22 protein-coding genes and 2 pseudogenes are annotated in these 17,720 nt (G+C 68.4%); 12 read left to right on the top strand and 12 right to left on the bottom strand.

Features of this window, described 5'->3' with window-relative positions:
• Positions 1–704: 704 nt before the first annotated feature.
• Together ACFYUZ_RS38105 and ACFYUZ_RS38110 are read right to left on the bottom strand one after the other, a co-directional pair.
• Positions 705–1,310 (bottom strand): transposase family protein, encoded by a 606-nt coding sequence (locus tag ACFYUZ_RS38105; protein ID WP_389317506.1) that lies wholly within the window; start codon positions 1,308–1,310, stop codon positions 705–707.
• Positions 1,280–1,459 (bottom strand): transposase family protein, encoded by a 180-nt coding sequence (locus ACFYUZ_RS38110; protein WP_389317452.1) that lies wholly within the window; start codon positions 1,457–1,459, stop codon positions 1,280–1,282. The genes ACFYUZ_RS38105 and ACFYUZ_RS38110 overlap by 31 nt, the downstream gene beginning before the upstream one ends.
• 292 nt (positions 1,460–1,751) lie before the next feature.
• Between ACFYUZ_RS38110 and ACFYUZ_RS38115 the strand changes: the two genes are divergently transcribed.
• Complete coding sequence (locus tag ACFYUZ_RS38115; protein WP_389317455.1) at positions 1,752–2,702, top strand: SMI1/KNR4 family protein; 951 nt, start codon at positions 1,752–1,754, stop codon at positions 2,700–2,702.
• 78 nt (positions 2,703–2,780) lie between these two features.
• Here ACFYUZ_RS38115 and ACFYUZ_RS38120 read toward each other — a convergent pair whose 3' ends face one another.
• Positions 2,781–4,733 (bottom strand): hypothetical protein, encoded by a 1,953-nt coding sequence (locus ACFYUZ_RS38120; RefSeq protein ID WP_389317457.1) that lies wholly within the window; start codon positions 4,731–4,733, stop codon positions 2,781–2,783.
• A 363-nt stretch (positions 4,734–5,096) separates the two neighbouring features.
• Between ACFYUZ_RS38120 and ACFYUZ_RS38125 the strand changes: the two genes are divergently transcribed.
• Positions 5,097–5,429 carry a hypothetical protein gene (locus ACFYUZ_RS38125; protein WP_389317460.1) on the top strand — a complete coding sequence of 111 codons (333 nt, stop codon included), beginning with the start codon at positions 5,097–5,099 and terminating at the stop codon, positions 5,427–5,429.
• On the opposite strand, the gene ACFYUZ_RS38130 is transcribed toward ACFYUZ_RS38125, so the two are convergent.
• The 3 genes from ACFYUZ_RS38130 to ACFYUZ_RS38140 all read right to left on the bottom strand — a co-directional run bounded on the left by ACFYUZ_RS38130 (position 5,398) and on the right by ACFYUZ_RS38140 (position 7,301).
• Positions 5,398–5,793, bottom strand: coding sequence for a lamin tail domain-containing protein (locus tag ACFYUZ_RS38130; protein ID WP_389317463.1), 396 nt, complete (start codon positions 5,791–5,793; stop codon positions 5,398–5,400). The genes ACFYUZ_RS38125 and ACFYUZ_RS38130 overlap by 32 nt on opposite strands.
• Before the next feature lie 98 nt (positions 5,794–5,891).
• Positions 5,892–6,662: a transposase gene (locus ACFYUZ_RS38135; protein WP_389317466.1), complete on the bottom strand. Its 771-nt coding sequence runs from the start codon at positions 6,660–6,662 to the stop codon at positions 5,892–5,894.
• A gap of 78 nt (positions 6,663–6,740) precedes the next feature.
• The gene (locus ACFYUZ_RS38140; protein ID WP_389317469.1) at positions 6,741–7,301 is read right to left on the bottom strand and encodes an SUKH-4 family immunity protein; all 561 of its coding nucleotides are present in this window, start codon (positions 7,299–7,301) and stop codon (positions 6,741–6,743) included.
• Between the two features lie 509 nt (positions 7,302–7,810).
• Between ACFYUZ_RS38140 and ACFYUZ_RS38145 the strand changes: the two genes are divergently transcribed.
• The 6 genes from ACFYUZ_RS38145 (at position 7,811) to ACFYUZ_RS38170 (ending at position 11,225) form a co-directional block, all read left to right on the top strand.
• Positions 7,811–8,194, top strand: a complete 384-nt coding sequence (locus ACFYUZ_RS38145) for a DUF6479 family protein (protein ID WP_389317472.1) — start codon at positions 7,811–7,813, stop codon at positions 8,192–8,194.
• 226 nt (positions 8,195–8,420) lie between these two features.
• A complete protein-coding gene (locus tag ACFYUZ_RS38150) occupies positions 8,421–8,666 on the top strand; it encodes a UBP-type zinc finger domain-containing protein (RefSeq protein WP_389317509.1) in 246 nt (81 codons plus the stop codon).
• A 482-nt stretch (positions 8,667–9,148) separates the two neighbouring features.
• A complete protein-coding gene (locus ACFYUZ_RS38155; protein ID WP_389317475.1) occupies positions 9,149–9,982 on the top strand; it encodes a DUF4397 domain-containing protein in 834 nt (277 codons plus the stop codon).
• A 102-nt stretch (positions 9,983–10,084) separates the two neighbouring features.
• Positions 10,085–10,783: a class F sortase gene (locus tag ACFYUZ_RS38160; RefSeq protein WP_389317478.1), complete on the top strand. Its 699-nt coding sequence runs from the start codon at positions 10,085–10,087 to the stop codon at positions 10,781–10,783.
• Positions 10,784–10,841: 58 nt separating this feature from the next.
• Positions 10,842–11,033 carry a hypothetical protein gene (locus tag ACFYUZ_RS38165; RefSeq protein WP_389317481.1) on the top strand — a complete coding sequence of 64 codons (192 nt, stop codon included), beginning with the start codon at positions 10,842–10,844 and terminating at the stop codon, positions 11,031–11,033.
• A gap of 39 nt (positions 11,034–11,072) precedes the next feature.
• A complete protein-coding gene (locus ACFYUZ_RS38170) occupies positions 11,073–11,225 on the top strand; it encodes a hypothetical protein (protein WP_389317483.1) in 153 nt (50 codons plus the stop codon).
• Between the two features lie 172 nt (positions 11,226–11,397).
• Here the strand turns inward: ACFYUZ_RS38170 and ACFYUZ_RS38175 are convergent, their stop codons facing one another.
• Positions 11,398–11,733, bottom strand: a complete 336-nt coding sequence (locus ACFYUZ_RS38175; RefSeq protein ID WP_389317485.1) for a WhiB family transcriptional regulator — start codon at positions 11,731–11,733, stop codon at positions 11,398–11,400.
• Positions 11,734–12,438: 705 nt separating this feature from the next.
• Here ACFYUZ_RS38175 and ACFYUZ_RS38180 point away from each other — a divergent pair.
• Positions 12,439–12,609, top strand: a complete 171-nt coding sequence (locus ACFYUZ_RS38180; RefSeq protein WP_345048512.1) for a DUF5670 family protein — start codon at positions 12,439–12,441, stop codon at positions 12,607–12,609.
• Positions 12,610–12,868: 259 nt separating this feature from the next.
• Here ACFYUZ_RS38180 and ACFYUZ_RS38185 read toward each other — a convergent pair whose 3' ends face one another.
• Positions 12,869–13,255, bottom strand: a complete 387-nt coding sequence (locus ACFYUZ_RS38185) for an SRPBCC family protein (protein WP_389317488.1) — start codon at positions 13,253–13,255, stop codon at positions 12,869–12,871.
• Positions 13,256–13,485: 230 nt separating this feature from the next.
• Positions 13,486–13,821 (bottom strand): hypothetical protein, encoded by a 336-nt coding sequence (locus ACFYUZ_RS38190; RefSeq protein ID WP_389317512.1) that lies wholly within the window; start codon positions 13,819–13,821, stop codon positions 13,486–13,488.
• Positions 13,822–14,046: 225 nt separating this feature from the next.
• On the opposite strand from ACFYUZ_RS38190, the pseudogene ACFYUZ_RS38195 reads away from it, so the two are divergent.
• Positions 14,047–14,394 (top strand): annotated as a pseudogene (locus ACFYUZ_RS38195) (transposase); the annotation flags it as partial.
• A 17-nt stretch (positions 14,395–14,411) separates the two neighbouring features.
• Here the strand turns inward: ACFYUZ_RS38195 and ACFYUZ_RS38200 are convergent.
• From ACFYUZ_RS38200 to ACFYUZ_RS38210, 3 genes are all read right to left on the bottom strand, one after another.
• Positions 14,412–15,614: an IS110 family transposase gene (locus ACFYUZ_RS38200; RefSeq protein WP_389317491.1), complete on the bottom strand. Its 1,203-nt coding sequence runs from the start codon at positions 15,612–15,614 to the stop codon at positions 14,412–14,414.
• Between the two features lie 77 nt (positions 15,615–15,691).
• The gene (locus tag ACFYUZ_RS38205) at positions 15,692–16,063 is read right to left on the bottom strand and encodes an AraC family transcriptional regulator ligand-binding domain-containing protein (RefSeq protein ID WP_389317494.1); all 372 of its coding nucleotides are present in this window, start codon (positions 16,061–16,063) and stop codon (positions 15,692–15,694) included.
• Between the two features lie 121 nt (positions 16,064–16,184).
• Entirely contained in the window at positions 16,185–16,739 is a 555-nt protein-coding gene (locus ACFYUZ_RS38210; RefSeq protein ID WP_389317497.1) for a dihydrofolate reductase family protein, read from the bottom strand.
• Between ACFYUZ_RS38210 and ACFYUZ_RS38215 the strand changes: the two genes are divergently transcribed.
• Together ACFYUZ_RS38215 and ACFYUZ_RS38220 are read left to right on the top strand one after the other, a co-directional pair.
• Positions 16,738–17,334, top strand: a complete 597-nt coding sequence (locus tag ACFYUZ_RS38215; protein ID WP_389317500.1) for a lipase family protein — start codon at positions 16,738–16,740, stop codon at positions 17,332–17,334. The genes ACFYUZ_RS38210 and ACFYUZ_RS38215 overlap by 2 nt on opposite strands.
• Positions 17,335–17,435: 101 nt before the next feature.
• Positions 17,436–17,720 (top strand): annotated as a pseudogene (locus ACFYUZ_RS38220) (triacylglycerol lipase); the annotation flags it as partial.

Genomic DNA, 17,720 nt, shown 5'->3' on the forward strand with positions numbered 1-17,720 from the left:
CCGGTGCGCGGTGGCGGATGTGGAGGAGTCCCGGCCGTATACGGCCGGGACTCCTGGAGGGCCCGTACGCGACCACCATCGGTGTGGGCCGGTGTTTCCCATGCCGGATCCTGTGGGCGGGGGAGGCCCCGGGCCCGGCGAGTGAGCGGGGCCCATCCGCTCCACCTCCGCGCGCCCTCGAGGCCGACCGTCACACACCCCCGCGCCCTTCTCGGGAAAGACTGGTGTGAGGAGCGGTATTGCGGGCAGACGGGCGGCAGCGCTGTCGTCCGCGGACACCCCCCGAGTCGTGGACGGCGGCGACTGAAGCACGCACCGCCCATAGTTCTCTGCTTCCCGCAGGTAGGGGCGCATGAGGCATACGGCAAGCACGGGCGGCCACGGCCTGGAGCCGGGCCACGGGCCTGGGAGCCACGCCGGCCGCCGAACCGGAGGAACTGTTCGTCCAGGGCACCCCGCAGCACAGCCACGCAAGAACGGTGCGCACCGAGCGCCCGGCAGAGGCCTGGGACCACCGGACCGAGTCCGGGCGTGTGGAGTGGCATGACCGAACGCGAACGCCGCGCCCTGCCGCGCCGCGGGCCTGATGGCGTCTCCGGGCGACAGATCCTCGACGACGCCCGCCATGCCCAGGGACACCCCCGCACGTAAGGAGCTCGTGCACGGTAGGCGGTGAGACGTCGAAGGCTGCGCGGGGCCGGTGCTCACCTCTGTCGTCGAGGGCTCAGGTCTGCGGTCTGCTGGTGGGAGAGCAGGCCGGCGACGGCCTGGACCGTGTCGCTCATGTGCTCACGACGGCTGAGGTGGCGGGCCAGTGCCCGCCAGTTCTTCAGATGGGCGATGCCATGCTCGACACGGATCCGCCTGGAGGAATGCGCTTTGCGCTGCCGCTCGTGCATTTCCTCGTACCAGTCCGGGGCGTTCTTCTTGAACTTGCGGTGCGGTGGCGTCACCACGCGTCCGCCGGTCTGTGCTCCGAGACCCTGGTAGCCGGCGTCCGCGAGGATCTCCACCGCTGGACCGTCCGCCAGGAGCCTGACCAGCCCTAACTGGCGGGCGTGGGTGATGTCCGCGCAGCTTCCAGGTGTGGTCGGGCTGCAGAACAGTAGCCGCCCGTCCCCGTCGGTGAAGATCATGGACTTCACGGCGTTCTGCTGGTTCTTGCCGGAGATAAAGGTGTCCCGGTCCTTGCGTCCGGCGGCCGGGCGGCGGACCCGGATCTCGGTGCCGTCGATGATGCCGGTCTGCCCGCTGGCACCGAGGTGATCGATGACTTCGGTCAGGGTCCGCAGCCGGACGCCGGGGCTGATCGTGCACCCCGCTCGGCGAGCAGGGGCCGCACCTCGCCGATGGCCCGGGTGAGGGGGGAACGGTCCACGCCGAACCAGCAGGCCAGTCCGTCATGGGTGACTCCGTGACGGAGGTGGACGAGCGTGGCCAGGAGCCGGTCGATGAACACCAGTCGGTGCTTCGCGCCGGCGCCCCCAGCCCGCTTCCGCGGCCGAGAGACCAGCTTTGCCTCGTGACGCTCATGCCATGACGGACCCAGGTCCGCGACGAGTTCAGCGATCACATCGGCCGACAGGCCCGTGATCCGCCGACTGCTGATGATCGCTGCACGAGTCACGGTCCCCACCACCCCACCATGATCGACCACCCGCGGCTCGGCGTCTCACCGCCTACCGTGTACGAGCTCGTTAGGGTGGAGCGGGGCAGGAAGCTTTATCCGCATCTGCTAGGAGTGCTGGGTCGTGAACGTTGAGATCTCCTCGGACTTACGTGAGGGTGCCGCTCGGCTCGGGGCCGGTGTCCCCTACGCCTTGAGGGTTCTGGCCGGCCAGCTGGCCGATGACCCCGATATGGGGCGGCCTTCAGGCCTTCCCGGGATCCTCACCGTGAGCGTGGACGGTGACCTGTTCGATGACTGCCCCGCCCTGAATGTCGGCTACATCCGCGAACCTGACCGGCTTGAAATCCGGTACGTGACCGTAGTTTCCACGACCGAACCCGTCGATCCTGCCGCGACCGGCGAGGACCGAAGCCTGAACCCGGAACACCCTGACGACCGTCCTGATGCGTTGGTCACGGGGAGGGAGGTGGCTGATGCCTGGGAGCGGATCACCAGTTGGCTGCGGCGCAGTGCTCCTGATTCCTTCCGGGCTCTTCGGCCCGGGGCGAGCCCGGCATCGATCGACGGCCTGGAAGGTGAGCTCGGCATCCGGATTCCGGCCGCCCTGCGGGCTTTGTGGGCGGTGACGTCCGGGGATGACGGGGTGGACGGGCGGGGGTGTCTGCCCGGCAATGAGGCTTTGATGTCCCTCGACGCGGTGGCCGGTTTCTACCGTCAGCAGATGGAGGCGCAGGCTCACGAGGACACCCTCAACGCGCGGCGTGCGGAGGAAGACCGTTTCACGGTGTGGCGGGCCGCGTGGATCCCAATGGTCTCGTTCGGGCCGAGCGACCGTACCTCGGGCTTCTACCTGGATGCGGAGAGCGGGTTTCTGGGCCGCTGGTCCCGGTTCAACGAGGGTCCCGAAGACGAGCTGGACACCCTGGTGACCTATCTGGAGGACGTTGCGGACATGCTCGAGGCCCCTGCCCTTGCCACACATGACAAGCCCGGCCTCATCGGGGGGGCTCTGGTGTGGGGGAGCCGGCTCGATGCCGCGCAGGAGCGCCGGTGGCAGCCTCTGCCTGCCTGACCATGTGCGCGAAAGAGGGGCCGGCCCATGGGCCAGCCCCCTTTCGTGCTGCGCGGTGTTCCCGGCGCTCGGATCAGGTCAGCCGATCTTGCGCCAGGTGCAGGTGGTCGCGGTCGACGTGCAGTGCTCGTATCCGGGAAGGGTCAGGAAGAAGCCGTCACCGTCGAGCATGCGCCACGTGGGGACGGGGAAGCCGGAGAAGGCCTGCTGGTTCTGGGTGCTGGGGATCGCCGCGCGCCCGCAGCGTTCCGTGCCGGCCGGCCCGTTCGCCGCCGTGCGGGTGTCGGCGAGGAGGGCGAAGTTCGCCGAGCCGTCGCCCATCTTGTCGGTGAACAGCTGTGCGCACTTGCTGCCGGAGTCGACCTTGTTGACGCTGTTGGGATAGCCGCCGGACTCATGCGTGGAGGCCATGGCGAACTCGTCGCAGTCGACCGACCCCACCGCGGCGTCGGACGGGTGGACGCTCCAGGTGGTGTCACAGACGCGGGTACGGCTGTTTTCGGAGGTCCATGTTCCACCGGCGCTGTTCTTCAGCGGCGTGTCCGGGCCCAGGTAGTGCATCAGCGAGTCCCACCGCCTCGAGCCGGCGTGGTCGGGCATCACCTGCTGCATGTACCAGTAGTACGCCCCCGCCGCGGGGAACCGGTTGGTGTCCAGCGTCCAGGTCGTCTTGTAGAACGGCAGCACGCAGCCGGGCGCCGAGCCGCTGACGAGGGTGTCGCAGCGGGGCGCGAGCTCGCGTACCTGCGTGATTCCGGAGGTTCCGAAGTCAGCGGTCGCCTCGGAGGTCAGACTGACGTCCACGGTGGCCCGGATCGACCATCCCAGGTCGATGGTCTGCTTGCCCGTGCCGGACCAGGAGGTCTGGACGGTGCCGTAGCGAGCGTTGAGCGGGCCCGCCTCGGCGAACCCCCAGTGGCCGGTGGCGGGGTTTCCGCTGATGTCCGTCCACCGCGTCTGCGTGGTGTTGCAGGCGGCGCAGTTGTTGGTGGGCAGCCAGGTGAGGTTGACGCCCTGGAGAGCGGCGTCGATATGGCTGGGCATCGCGACGAGCTGCTGATCGAACTCTGCGAGGTCCGAACCGGACGCACCCTTGTTCGGGTATGTCTTGATCCGCTGCTGCAGGTCGAAGCTGGCCGTGCCCAGGGAGGGCAGCTCCGGGTCGGTATCGAGGAAGAGGAGCTTGGCGGAACCGAGGTTCTTCAGGCACACCTCGGTGCGGTTCATGTAGTCCTTGCCGAGCGGCTTGCTTCCGCACCACTCCACCAGGTCGACAGGCCCGACGGCCGCGGCCCGCTGGGCAGCCGCGCGCTCCTCGCTCTGCTGGGACGGCGGGCTGATCTCGATACACAGCTTGCGGCCTTGCGCGTCGACCGTGGAGCAGGACCGCTTGCCGGTGGCCTTGAGGCCGGTGAGAGCAATGGCCCCGGGGTCGGTGCGCGTGACCTCGATCTCGGTCTGGGCCTTCGGGTCGATCGTCGAGGAGGTCTGCGGCGCGGGGAACTTCACGTAGGGATCGATACGGAAGTCCGCCCACGGCGACCAGTCCGTCTCGTACAAGCTGCCGTCGAAGGCAGAGGTGCGGACCTTGTACAGCACACCCGGCTTCAGCTTGCCGTAGGGAACCTTCACCTGCGCGGTGGCACCCGAGGCCACATACGACGACACCAGCACGCCGTACTGACCCGATCCGTCGAGATCGACCTGCGCCTTCGGAGTACCGTCCGCGTTCGCGGTGTACACCTGGAACGTCAGAGTCGCGGTGTCACCATCAGCATCGGTCACCGTGTTACGGAGCACGACCTCCGGCGCGATAACCCGCCAGACCGTGCCCGACTTCGCGAACTTCGGGCCGGCCGACGGCGTCTTGCCCGACACCGGGCGCGACCCTCCGGCCGCGATGGCCGCCAGGTCCTGCGGTCCCGCGGCCGCTACCGCTGCCGGGGACTCGCCCAGGCCGGCCCCAGGCGGCGTGGGGGCAGCCGCTGCGGTGCCCGCAGCCACCAGCACCAGCGCGGCACCGGCGGCCAAGTGCCGCCACTTCGATAAGCGTAAGAGCCTCACTTCACCACTGCTCCTTATGAGTTGTAGGCGCCAACCATCAGGCACCAAATCACACACTCATTCGAAACGGCCGTGACTGAAGTCATGTTTGTTCTCGTCGGGATCGGGTCAGCGAGTTATGCTGAAGCCGAGAACTCATCTCCTGGCTGTCTCATCAACTGGGATTCATTGAAGACGAGTTGACGAACTTCGCTCCGCCAGCAGAGCAGACTGACCGGACTCCGTTGCTGCCGTGATGTGGCCGGGGCCGTCGTGGTCGCTCCGCGTCGGTGCAGGCATCGTCGTGGCCCGGCCGTGTACCGTACCGGTCACCCTCCTTACCGAGGCCCGGTGCCCAGCTGGCGGCACCGCTGTTCGGGGCCTGTGGACGCCGACGCGATCGTCGGCGAGGACAACTTCGGCAGCGACATGGCCAAGCAGATCATCGTCCAGGTGTGGACGAAGCTCGTGGCCGGCGGGCAGACGAAGGGCCGCCTGATGCCCGCGATCATCGAGGTCACCGCCAAGAAGGGCAAGCGCCTGCGCGCCGAGCCGATCGCCCGGCTCTACGCTCAGGGCCTCGTCCACCATGTAGGGGGCACCCGCGGCTGGAGGGGCAGCTCGTCACGTGGATCCCGGGCATGGACTCCCCCTACCGCATGGACGCCTGCGTGCACTCCCTGACCGAGCTGGCCGACCCGGCCGCGGTGTCGGAGTGGTTGTCCCAGACGTAGTCGCGGCGGTCCTGGTAGAGGTCGGTGCGGGTGTCGCGGCCTTCGCCGGTGTGGATGCGGACGGTGGAGCGGCCGGCGAGGCGGAAGTCGTTGAACTTGTGGCGGTGGCCGTCTTCGTCCTTCAGGGTCCAGCCGTCGAGGTCGACCGAGTGGCGACCGGTGTTGGCGATCTCGACCCACTCGGCGTTCAGCGACCGGTTGGAGCGGGTGTCGCGTCCGGGGCTGTCGGCCTGGACGGCGCTGATCTCCACCTTCGGCGTGCGGTGGCGGTCGTCGTCGTGGACGGAGGCCGGCAGGGCGACGAGGCAGACCATGGAGCCGGCCGCGAGGACGGTCGCGGCGATACGGCCTCTAAGGGCTGTCCCGCAAGTGATCTCAGACGTGCTCCTCATCAGCCGTCGGCATAGATCCACTATTCAGTCAGGGCAAGGTTGTGTAGGCGGGCGATGCCGAGCATGGCGTGGTGGACACCGTCGCCTTTCAGGCGGCAGTCGCGGAGGATCTTCCAGGTCTTCATGCGGGCGAAGGTGTGCTCGACTCGGGCGCGGACTTTGCGGTGGGAGGTGTTGTGGGCTTCCTTCCAGGCCGGTAGCTCGGTCTGGCCGGGTTCTCGGCGGTGCGGGATGATCAGGCCGGTGCCGAGGTAACCACCGTCGGCGATCACGGTGGTGTTGCCGACCGAGCTCTTGGCTCCGGACAGTTCCCCTGCCTTGCAGTCATTGCGGTTGCTGGGCACCGGCCGGCCGACGGAGACGACAAGGCGTGAGTCGGCATCGATGACGACCTGGTGGTTGGTCGAGTAGCGGTAGTTCTTGGACTGCTCGGCCACGCTGCGGTCCCGTGTCGGCACCAGGGTGCCGTCCACGATCAGCACCGTGTCTCTGCGGAAGCGGCTCCGCGGCCGCAGTGCGAGCAACGGCCCGAACTGGTTCACGATCCGGCCCGCGGCCGACTTCGAGACCCCGAACAAGGGAGCCGACTGCCGCAAGGTCAGGTTCGTCCGCCAGTACGCGGCAACCAGCAACACCCGGTCTTCCAGCGGCAGACTCCACGGACGACCCCTGCAAACCAGGGGCGGGCCTCCGCGCCGCAGCATGGTGATCAGTTTCCCGAACTGCTTCGGACTCAGCCCGGAGTACGGCGCTGTCCATGACGGCTCCGACGCCGTGATCACAGCCCCCACATGAAGATCATCTCAGTGGCGGGCCTGACATCCCTGCCCGCCCTGAGGCATACGGCCCGTGACTCTGCCGGGCCGAGGTCAGTAGAGCCAGCGGTCCAGGAGCCCGGGCCAGAGAAACCCCTCGTAGCCGCTGAAGGCCGCCGGGTCGATCTCCTTCAGCTCCTCGGCCAGCCGGTTCAGCTCGGCGAAGGCCCGCTCTTCCTCCTCCTCAGAGAAGTACTCCTCGGGGCCGTCCGGCTCGCTGAAAAGCTCTGAGGCTCGGACGCGACTGCCGTAACAGTGAAGGACGTCGAGCCACACGCCGACACCCGAGTTGGCGAACCATGCCTCCCCATCCGGCATGACGAAGTAGACGGCCCCGGTCTCCGGCTCGACACCGAACGATGACCGACCGGCCGGCTCATCGGGGTCCGCCTGCTCGGTGAGACGGTAGAGCGGACCTCGGGAAGCGAGCAGGGCCGGCTCAGCCTCGCTCTGTATCACGACTCGTTCGATGAGGCGCGGAGCCACCGGGATGCCCACCTCGACGAGCTGTGCCTTCGCGGAGTCCGGGATCCGCCAGTCGGCCACCACATCCCGTCCGGCTCGCGTGACATGCCCCAGACCGGCCCACTTGGTCAGCTGGTCGTACGTGGCCATCGAACGGTCCTCTTCTGTCGGCTGTGTTCCTGACCCTATCGAGCCGGTCTCGGGTCACGGCACGGCCGCACTTGCGGGACAGCCTTTAGGACACGGTCTAAGCGTGCAGTGCCACATCCGTTTCCCTCGCCGAGAGCTCCTCTTCGTCCGCGGTCGGCACCCGGGCGCCTGACATCCTTTTTCGACTCGGAGCCCGTGGCGTGTCTGCTGACCGGTCTTCCCTCGGCCCTCGCCTGCTGGATGCGGCGCGACGCATGAAGGTCGCCTTGCAGAAGGGGTGGGGCGGGGAGAAAACCGCAACGGCTTGCCAGAACACCGGCCTGCTCTCCGCGCGGCCCTGCGGCATACGGGCGGGGAGACGCGTCGGGGCGAGGCCGTCTCCGCGACGGCATCCGGAGGATGCGTGCATCCGTCACCGATCCTCGCGCGGAAAACAGGATGGTCGCTCTTGATCACCGTGCCTCCGAGGCCCGTGCCACCGAGACACGGTCACACGAACGGAACTCCTCATGGACACGTATTCCCTCGGCGAGCCGTTGCTGGCTGCCGGTGTCTGGCAGTCGGGGCTCGCCCAGGTGCTCGGTGGACTCGTTGTCGTCGTTGTTCTCATCGGAGCCTTCGTGCTCGGCATCCGCCTCAAGAACAAGGAGCTCCCTCCGCCCCGACCCGAGTCCCAGCCGCGTCGGCCCGAGACGGACAGACTGCCGGGCGAGGTCGCGGAGTACCGCAAGCCCGCGGAGATGCCGCACACAGACGCGGAGCATCGACTGATGCCCTACAACCTCAAAAGCTCGGGTGAGACCGACCTCGGACCCCAGAGCGAGGAGCAGCGCAAGTGGCGCGGCATCTCCAGCGGTGGCTTCGGCAGCGGTGGAACGGGGCACGGCGACTGACGAGCCCGTGCACGGCATGAACGGCACAGCGCCAAGCTCGCGTACCCCCACGTGAGTGTGCGCCCGGTACCGGTGCGGAGGCGGACCGACCATGAGCGAAATCCATAAGACCCCGCCGGACGAAGCGGAGACTCTGGACGAAGACACCACAACGCCTTCGTCATCGGTATGGAGTGCCGCTCCAGACGGTGGCCGTCCGCAGGGCTCGGTGTGCACTCATGCCTCGATGCTTACGCGCCTCCCGGCCACCGTGCCGTCCGCTGTCTGCCCGGCATGCGTGGCTCTCGGCTACGGCTGGGTCCGCCTGCGCTGGTGCGTGACCTGCGGAGCCGTCGGGTGCTGCGACAGTTCCCGAGGGCAACACGCCCACGCTCATTACGAGGCCACAGGTCATCCGGTCGTCTTTTCGCTGGCCCGTGACGAGGCATGGGCATGGTGCTACGTCGACGAAGTGTTTCTGATCGAAGTCTGAGGTCTGTCAGCGGGCGGTGGTTTCCGGGTCTCTCCGGGGCTGGTACGTGCTCCTCACCGCTCACGTCGGCCGTCCGGCATCGAGGACCAGGCCTGCCACGAGTTTCGAGCGTGGCCATCACGGGGCGCCTTCCGCGACCGTACTCGTCGTGGTCGCGGCGGTGTCGCTGTGGAGGAAGAGGCGACGAGGCCGACCGGACAAGAAAGGGGTTCCGTTGTCACCCTCGTCCGTTCCACCGCCTGTCGGAACGTCGTGCCCGGCCTGCCCACAAGGATGTTCTTCGCCGCCCTGCCTCCAAGGCCGAGTGCTCCCCCTGGTCCGCCACCACGGGTGCGGCCACTGGACGTGTCGTCCCGTCAGACCTCCGACCGGAGTGAAATAAAGATTTCAAGCATTGAGTGAAACCGATCCGTCCACGTCGACGGAATACCTCACCACACAGGGTTCGAGACCTTCTCGACCGGATGATGGGGATGATCTCCATGACCATTCGTACCGCAGGCGCGGCCCTCACCGCCGGCATCACCGTCGCGTTGTCCGTCACTGCCGGCGTTCCCGCGTTCGCTCAGTCCCAGACGGCCGAAGGCCAGGCCACGGTGTCGGTGCTGCACGCGGTGCCGGGCCTGACCGTGGACGTGTTCGCGGGGGACAAGGAACTGCTGCCGGACTTCAAGCCCGGTACGCTCACCGATCCGATGAAGCTGGACGCGGGTTCCTACGACATCAAGGTCTTCAAGGACGGCGAGGGCCCCGAGGGCACCCCGGCGATCGAGAAGACGGTCGAGGTGCCCGCCGGGGCGAACGCGACGCTGGTCGCCCACCTCACGGCCGACGGCAAGCCCGCTCTCGACGCGTTCGTCAACGACACCTCGAAGGTACCGGCGGGCGAGGCCCGTCTGACTGTCCGCCACGTCGCGGCCGCACCCGCCGTCGATGTCCGGGCCGACGGCACCGCGGTCTTCAAGGGCTTGGAGAACCCCAAGGAGGCCAAGGGCGAGGTGGCGGCCGGCACAGTCAACGCCGACGTCGTCCTCGCCGGCACCGACACCGTGGCGATCGGCCCGGCGGACCTCGACCTGGCCGAGGGCAGCAACACGATCGTCTACGCCTGGGGCAGCGCGACGGACAAGAACCTCGCCCTGAAGACCCAGACCATCACCGGCATGCACTCCGCGCCCAACGGGGTGCCCGCCGGGGAGACCGGACAGGCCGCGGGCGGAAACGACGACGCCTCCCTGGGCGCCCTGGCCGCCGGCGCGGTCCTCGCCCTGGGCGCCGGCGGCTACCTCCTGCGCCGACGCACCGACGCCGTGTGACCCACGGTACGACCTCTCTCCGTACGGATCTCCGGGTGCGTCCACCCAGCCCAGGCGGGGCGAGCGTACCCGGAGTTCCTCTACGCCGAAAGGCCGACCGCGATGAGCACGCCCTGGACGGGGAACAACAAGATTTTCGGGGCGGTCATGGCGCTCATCGGCGTCATCCTTTCCACGATGCTCGTCGTCGCCGTCCGGCGTGACGAGCTCGCCCGGGCCGCCGACTTCGGTTCCCCGCCGACGACGGCCGCGGCACCGACGACGGCTCGGCCCCAGCCGCCGGAGCCGGCACCGCCGCCCGCGGCCGCGAACACGACGGAGGCACCGGACCGTCTCGGCTCCTCCCGCGTCCCGGAGCCGCAGGAACTGTTGATTCCGCGGCTGGACCTGCGCGCTCCCGTCGATTCGGTGGGTGTGACCGATGACGGCCTGATGGAGGTTCCGCCGGACCCGGACCGGGTCGGCTGGTACCGCTTCTCACCCGCGCCCGGCTCCGCCGCCGGCTCCTCCGTCGTCGTCGGTCATGTGGACGCCAAGGGCCGCGGTCTCGGTGTGCTGAACGCGCTGAACGAGGTACGGCAGGGGGACCGCGTGCTGGTCGAACGCAAGGACGGGAGCACGATCGCCTACGAGATCACCGAGCGCCGGACCGTGGGCAAGAAGGCCCTCGCCGACTCGGAAGCGTTCCGCAGGGACGGCCGATCCGTGCTGACGCTGATCACCTGTACCGGCCCCTACCTGTCCGACGCGGGCGGGTATCAGAACAATCTGGTCGTCACGGCGGCGGAGGCGACGCGGTGACGCCGGTATGGGGCGGCGTATGTATCCATGACCGGCCATTCTCCAGACTTGCGCATGCTTGAGTCACCAGTTAGCCAGACCAGAATCGCTCGCCTCCGAACCGCTGCGCACCTGGGAGATCCGCCAGGCCGTCGGCGCCGGCACCGAGGGCGGACCGGCCTCCGGCTCCGTCGACCACGCCCTGTCAAAGCAGGCCGACGAGCACCTGGTCGTCCGTGCCGGTCACGGAATCCGGTCACGTCCCGAGTAACCGGCCCCGCGCCGCCCCGGCCGCCGCCATCCTGGCCGGATGGAGGACTTCGAGTTCCACTGCGGGACCTGTTGGGAGATCAACATCATCGCAGGGCGGCCGAAGGGGTTCTGGACCACGACCCACTACGAGCTGCCCGGCGAATGGACGTGCTGGAACTGCGGCACGGTCAACACCACACCCGACGACTGACCACCCGCCACGCCCTCACCACCAGGACCGGACCAGATCATGGACTGGTCCGGTCTGCCGGGACAACGAGCGGACCACCCCTGCTCGCCGCCACTCCGGTGCCCGGGCAGGGGAAGCGGTCCCCGTGCCCGTCTTCTACACCGTCGCGGGGTGGGAAGGGCTCAGTGGTCGGTCAGGCGGAAGCGCGCTTCACAGACAACGCTCCGGCTTCATGCTCACGCCTGGCGGCATCCAGCAGCCGGGCCCAGGACCGCACCAGAGGCCGGCGCTTCAACAGGGCGCGCCTGTCTCGTTCTGTCATCCCGCCCCAGACCCCGTGCTCGATCCGGCCGTCCAAAGCATGCGCCAGGCACTCGGCCCTCACAGGACACCCGGTACACAGCGCCTTCGCCCGGCTCTGCGCCGCCCCCTCGACGAACAGATCATCCGCATGCGTCGTCCGGCACGAGCCCGACACCATCCAGCGGTCATTCACACGCACCCACCCACCCACCCGGCCCCATACCACTCCTGCTCCCAGCTCGCCGTGTCTCAGCCCGGCCGGCGTCCACTTCCCACTCCCAGCCCGCCACCCCGCGGCCTGGTCGTCCTCACCGGCACCTGCGCCGTGTCCCGTCAGCGACCTCGGGTGAGGCCGGCTCGGGCGGACGTGCGAGGACCGGCCCGCACCATCGCGAGTGCGGGCCGGTCTCCACCATGCCCGGGCCTTACGGACGGGGAGGCCGCAGGCCCTGAAGGAGCGGTCATGTCCTCCGCTCCCGGTCCTTGTGCCCGCGAACCGCGCCACCATGCGCGGTATCGGGAGGCGCACGACGGGCTGTTGGAGAGCTGCGTGGTGAGGTGGACGCAGGGGACGCCGTCCTCCTTCGGGTCTGGGCCTGAACCGAGGAGGTCGCTGACGGTGTTGCCCTGGCCGCCGAGCTGCCGAAGTGGCCCGGCGGCCGCGCCCTGCATGGCCATGGCGCCGGCGAGCCGTGCACGCCGGGCTCGGGGATCGCCTGCTGCTTTCACTACGGCGGCGACACGTCTTGACTCGGGCCCCGCCTCACCGCAGTTCACCAGAGGGTGTCGTGGGGAGTGAGGGGCGGGGCCGGGGGAGCGCTGTGTGGCACGCAGTGTGTGAATATGCCCCGTGCATCGTCGAAATAACTCCTGGCTTTGTGAGCATGTCGGTCTGAGGTGAGGGCATGCGGTGGCCAGGAGGTTGATAACGATGGTTCCCCTGCTTCTGGTTCTTCTGCTGGCTCTGGTCCTCTTCGGTGCGGGTTTCGCGTTGAAGGCCCTGTGGTGGATCGCGGTGATCGTGCTTGTCGTGTGGCTGCTGGGCTTCGTCGTCCGTACCGCGGACAGCGGCGGCCGCAAGGGCCGCTGGTACCGCTGGTAGCCGACAGGCGACAGATGCCAAGCAGCGCGCCACGTGCGCGAGGTGAGTGGGGCCCGGCCGGATACGGCCGGGCCCCACTCGCGTGAAGAGCACCTTTGCGCACCCGGATGGGAGGGATCGGGCGTATCGGGCGCACCGCAGGGTACGTGGGTGGTGCACCGGCCCCGCAGGCCCAGCAGTGGAACCCTGCTCCTCCTGTCTGCGGGGCCGCTGTGCGCGGTGTACCGGGCCAGGCAGGGCCCGGCAGCCGGCAGTGGCGTCAGGGCTGCACGAGGCGGTGCAGAGCGAGCCGGGCGAGGGGCGTGTAGGCGAGTAGTGCCAGTCGCGGGCCGTGCATCGTCAGGCTCGTGGCGCTGCCGCCGCCCTGTGGCTTCACCTCGTGGTGGAGCCGGATCTGGATGCGGGCCAGTCGTACCCGCCAGGTCCAGGTGCGGCGGTCGTGGTCGACGGCTTCCACGACGAACGCGGCACGGATGCCGGCGACTGATTCGACTGTGCCGCTCATGCCGGAACTCAGGCGGCGGCTTGAGGAGTGGACGGCCTTGATCTGTGGGGACCAGGACGCCCATTGGTGGATGTCGGCGTAGCGCTGCCAGACCGTATCGGGAGAAGCGGCGCCTTGGGCGCTCAAGGTCACGCGTGCCATGGCAGACCGCAGAGCCGCCGTGGCGGGTGGGGGAAAGCGGAAGCGGGTCTCATCGGGTCTGATCCTGACGTGCGATGAGGCCTGCGTCGACGATCAGGGCGGTGTGTCGTCCACGACGCCTTCGGCGTGGACCGCGGGACCAGGCCCGCCTGGAGGCCGCCGTGTTCTGCTCCCCGCTCGCGCGGGGATGGCCCCCCGCGTGTCTCGGGAGCGCTTCGACGCGGAAGGTGTCAGGCAGGATGCGCCACCGCGTCCTTCTGCAGCTGGACCGCGGCCAGCAGGCTCAGCTTCGGCTCCGCCTGGCGCAGTGCCTTGAGTGCCGCGATCGAGGCGATATCCCCGGTGAACCCGGCCTCGGCGAGTCGCCCATGCACCCATTCGGCTCGGCGCTCGGCGTCGGGAACCGTGGCGGCTGCCTCGGCCAGAGCGAGCGCTCGCTCCAGACCCGGTCGCTCGTCAGGGGCCGCTTCGGCCAGCGCGTCCCGCAGGCCGGCCGCGATCGTGTCCGCCTCCCGGACGACGAGAACGGTGTCGGTCTTCTTGCCCCAGCTCGGAAATCCGCTCATAACGATCATGCTTGGGTCTTCGCGTCACCAGGGGCAAGGCATTTGAGGATCCACTGAGGTAGCCAGTGCGCCGGGCGGTGCCGGGCATGGGATCTGGGCGTCTCCATCTGAGGAGGGGGCGGAGCTCCAGAAGCACTCCGACAAGCGGAACGGCGCAGGAAGAAGGGATGGCTGCCACCGGACTTAGACCGTGTCCTACATGGCTGTTTGTCTGTTGAGCTGGTCATGGGGAGTGGACGGTGGGGATGGATCGTTCCGGAGGGATTGTGTGAGATAGCCGAGCCGTTGCTGCCTCCCGCTCGTGTGCGGCCGCAAGGCGGCGGGGTGGCGAACATCGATGATGAGGCGGTGTTCGCCGCGATCATCTACGTGCTGGTCAGTGGCTGCGCGTGGCGGGCCCTGCCGCCGTGCTTCGGGGCGTCGAAGTCGACCGTGCACCGCCGGTTTCTGATCTGGTCCAGAGCCGGGGTGTGGGGCCGGCTGCACCAGAAGGTGCTCGAGCTCCTGGACGGCCACGGCCTGATCGACCTGTCCCGGGCGGTCCTCGACTCCGCTCACGTCCGCGCTAAAAAGTGCCCCTATGGTTTTCGTCAAGCCGTAGTGGGTGTGGGCGGCTGGTAGAAGGTGCCGTCTCGAAGCATCGCAAAGAGGACATCGATGCGGCGTCGGGCGAGGCAGACGAGGGCCGCGACGTGGTGCTTCCCCTCGCGGCGTTTCCTGTCGTAGTAGGCGCGTGAGTCCGGCTGCGACAGTGAGGCGAACGCGGCGAGATAGAAGGCTCGCTTGAGCTGTTTGTTGCCTCGCCGGGCTGGATGCTCGCCGCGGATGGAGGAGCCGGACCGGCGGGTGGCCGGTGCCAGCCCCGCGTAGGCGGCCAGGTGTCCGGCGGTGGCGAAGCCGCTGCCGTCACCGACGTCGATGAGGATGCGGGCTGCGGTCCTGACCCCGATGCCGGGCATCGAGGTCAGGACCTGTGAAAGAGGGTGCGCCGCCAGGAGCTCCTCAATCCTGCCGGCCAGGAGCTTGCGCTGGTCGAGCACTGCGGCCAGCGAGCCCGCCAGGCTGGGAACGATCAAGGCTGCGGCCTCGGTGCCGGGAACGATGACAGTCTGCTCGTCCAGGGCGGTGAAGATGTCCTCGACGAGACGTTCTGCCATGCGCGGTGCTTTGGGCCGCAGCATCGTTATCAGCCGCCGGCGGCCCGCCTTCCTCAACTGGGCAGGCGATCCGTAGCGTTCCAGCAGGAACAGCACCGCCGGATGATCCAGCCGAGGGCCCAGAACCCGCTCCAGCGAGGGATGGATCTGAGTCAGCAGCCCGCGCATCCGGTTCTTGACCCGGGTCACCTCACCGGCCAGGTCGTCGTCGAAGCCCACGATCATGTTCAGCTCGGCGACTGTTTCATCATCTGGCGCCAGGTCTCGCAGGGTATGCGGCACGGTCCGTGCAGCATCGGCGATGATCGCCGCGTCACGAGCGTCGGTCTTCGACTCGCCTGGATACAGGTCGGCGATCCGCCGCATCGTCAACCCTGGCAGGTAGGCCACGCGGCAGCCCGCGTCACGGGCGACAGCCAGCGGCAGGGCCCCGATAGACGCGGGCTGGTCCACCACGACCAGCCCCGTTCCGTGCTTGGCCTGCAACTTCGTGAACAGTTCCCGCAGCCGCGGTTCACTGTTCGGCAGCGGTTTGTCGAACACCTTCTTGCCTGTTGGGGTGAGGGCAGTGCCATGATGCTCGCCCTTGCCGACGTCCAGACCGAGGTAGACATCGATCTTGCTCTCGTGATGCACGAGCCCCTCCCCAGCAGATCCTTCCCGGCCCCACCTGCGGCATCAGCGTGCCGGCATCCACGTTACGAAGGCCTGCTTCACCTCGACGAGCAAGGCGGGTCGGCCTGGACCCCGACGCTGAGTGCCGGGCTGTGGACGAACATGTACCTCGACGCGAGGGCCAGTGCCTCGGCGACCGTCGAGGACGATTCGATCACCCCCGCCAGCGGGCCGAGAATGCTCAGGTCCTGCGCCTCCGCCAGGCGCAGGCCGAGGTCCGGGCAGCCGAGCTCGGCCGCTGCCGCGTCGAGGACGAGGTCGTTCGCCGTGATGGGGATGAGAGCCTCGTCCGAGTCCAGCGCCTGCCGGGTGAGGCCGAACCGGGCGAGTAGCGCGTCCGCCTCACCACCCAGTCGCTCGACGAGCGGGACGAAGCCGCGCAAGCTGGCGGCGCGGATCATCGGGACCATGAGGGAAGGCTACGACCAGGCGGACCGGCGGCCCGCGGTAGACCTCCCCGCCCGAAGAACTGGAGCCCTGCCATCGACCGACGAGCGTCATGATCCGGTCCGGAAAGCAGACCGTACCGGATCAGCACACCGATCGGTAGGCCGCGATGATCACGCCGCTGCTGGTGGGCTGGGCGCTGACCAGCTCCAGCTTCTTCAGCTGGGCGTCGTTGGCGAACAGTTTCTTGCGACCCTCGCTGGCGACGACCGGGTGGATCAGCAGGACCAGCTCGTCCAGCAGGTCCTGTTCAAGCAGGGAACGCACCAGTGTCGGGCTGCCCGCGACGGTGATGTCCTTGCCCTCGCCCGCCTTGAGCTCCTTGACCGCGGCGGCCGGGTCGCCCTTGATCAGAGTGCTGTTGGACCAGTCGTCGACGCTGTCCAGGGTCGAGGACACGACGTGCTTCGGCGACTTGTTGATCCACTGGGCGAAGCCGGCGTCCTCGCCGTTCGCCACCGTCGGCCAGTACCCGGCCCATTCGGTGAACGTCACCCGACCCAGCAGGATCGTGTCGCATGTCTCCAGCGTGCCGGCCAGCGCCGCGCCCATCTCCTCGTCGAACGCGAACTGCCAATGGTCCGGCGACTGGGCGACACCGTCGAGCGAGACGAACAGACCCGAGACGACCTTGCGCATGATTCTCGTACCACTGGCGACCACCACGCCGTCCGACCCGTTCTACCGCTACGACGGCAAGGAACCGCTGTCCTCGTACGAGCCGCGTGACGTGTTGAAGAAGCGCACGCTGGACTATCACGGCCTCGGCATACCGACGCCGGTGAAGGCCATCCAGCTGCTCTACTGCTCGACCGACGCCCAGGGCCGGCCCTCGGCCAACGTGACCACGGTGGTCCGAAGCCACAGTGGCGACGGCAGCAAGGCCGTGTCGTACCAGTCGTTCTACGACTCCCTCAACCCGGAGGACGGCCCTTCCCGGGCCGTCGCCGGCGACGTCTCGTTCGGCGGCATCATCCCCCAGGGTGAAGCCCTCCTGATGGCCCCTCTGCTGCTCAAGGGTTATGACCTGGTCATCCCGGACACCGAGGGTCAGACTGCCGAGTTCGCGGCCGGCCCCGCGTACGCGACGTACACGCTGGACGCGATCCGGGCGAGCACCCGCGCCGAGGAGACCGGTCTGCACGACGGCACCAGGTTCGGCCTGCTGGGCTACTCGGGCGGGGCCATCGCCACCAACTGGGCGGCAGCTCTGGCCCCCCGCGTACGCGCCTGAGGTGAACAGGCAGCTGGTCGGCTTCGCCGAAGGGGGCTGCTCGTCGCTCCGGCCCACAACCTGAAGTACGTCAGCGGCTCCCTGGTGTGGAACGGCGTGCGATGGCGGCCATCGGCGTCGCCTGCGGGTACGACATCGACATCAAGCCCTACCTGAGCGAGAAGGGCCTCAAGGTCTTCAACGAGCTCGAACACGGCTCGATCACCGACGCGCTGGGCCATTACCCGGGGATGACCTGGACGGACCTGGTGAAACCGGGGTATGAGAACCCGAACTCCATCCCCGCCTTCGCCGAGGCCATCAACAATGTCAACCTCGGCCAGGCCGCCACCCCGGCCGGGCGAACGCGGGCTGGATCGAGGGAACGTTCAACTCCCCGCCGGGCA

The sequence above is a fragment of the Streptomyces sp. NPDC004266 genome, from assembly GCF_042874095.1.
Lineage (GTDB): Bacteria > Actinomycetota > Actinomycetes > Streptomycetales > Streptomycetaceae > Streptomyces.

What these genes read in the sequence shown, in the direction of transcription:
- ACFYUZ_RS38210 (WP_389317497.1), bottom strand. Translation starts at nt 16,739, where the DNA reads ATGCGCAAGGTCGTCTCGGGTCTGTTCGTCTCGCTCGACGGTGTCGCC.
- ACFYUZ_RS38205 (WP_389317494.1), bottom strand. Translation starts at nt 16,063, where the DNA reads ATGGTCCCGATGATCCGCGCCGCCAGCTTGCGCGGCTTCGTCCCGCTC.
- ACFYUZ_RS38215 (WP_389317500.1), top strand. Translation starts at nt 16,738, where the DNA reads ATGATTCTCGTACCACTGGCGACCACCACGCCGTCCGACCCGTTCTAC.
- ACFYUZ_RS38150 (WP_389317509.1), top strand. Translation starts at nt 8,421, where the DNA reads ATGCTTACGCGCCTCCCGGCCACCGTGCCGTCCGCTGTCTGCCCGGCA.
- ACFYUZ_RS38145 (WP_389317472.1), top strand. Translation starts at nt 7,811, where the DNA reads ATGGACACGTATTCCCTCGGCGAGCCGTTGCTGGCTGCCGGTGTCTGG.
- ACFYUZ_RS38170 (WP_389317483.1), top strand. Translation starts at nt 11,073, where the DNA reads ATGGAGGACTTCGAGTTCCACTGCGGGACCTGTTGGGAGATCAACATC.
- ACFYUZ_RS38190 (WP_389317512.1), bottom strand. Translation starts at nt 13,821, where the DNA reads ATGAGCGGATTTCCGAGCTGGGGCAAGAAGACCGACACCGTTCTCGTC.
- ACFYUZ_RS38155 (WP_389317475.1), top strand. Translation starts at nt 9,149, where the DNA reads ATGACCATTCGTACCGCAGGCGCGGCCCTCACCGCCGGCATCACCGTC.
- ACFYUZ_RS38180 (WP_345048512.1), top strand. Translation starts at nt 12,439, where the DNA reads ATGGTTCCCCTGCTTCTGGTTCTTCTGCTGGCTCTGGTCCTCTTCGGT.
- ACFYUZ_RS38185 (WP_389317488.1), bottom strand. Translation starts at nt 13,255, where the DNA reads ATGGCACGCGTGACCTTGAGCGCCCAAGGCGCCGCTTCTCCCGATACG.
- ACFYUZ_RS38160 (WP_389317478.1), top strand. Translation starts at nt 10,085, where the DNA reads ATGAGCACGCCCTGGACGGGGAACAACAAGATTTTCGGGGCGGTCATG.
- ACFYUZ_RS38130 (WP_389317463.1), bottom strand. Translation starts at nt 5,793, where the DNA reads ATGGTCTGCCTCGTCGCCCTGCCGGCCTCCGTCCACGACGACGACCGC.
- ACFYUZ_RS38140 (WP_389317469.1), bottom strand. Translation starts at nt 7,301, where the DNA reads ATGGCCACGTACGACCAGCTGACCAAGTGGGCCGGTCTGGGGCATGTC.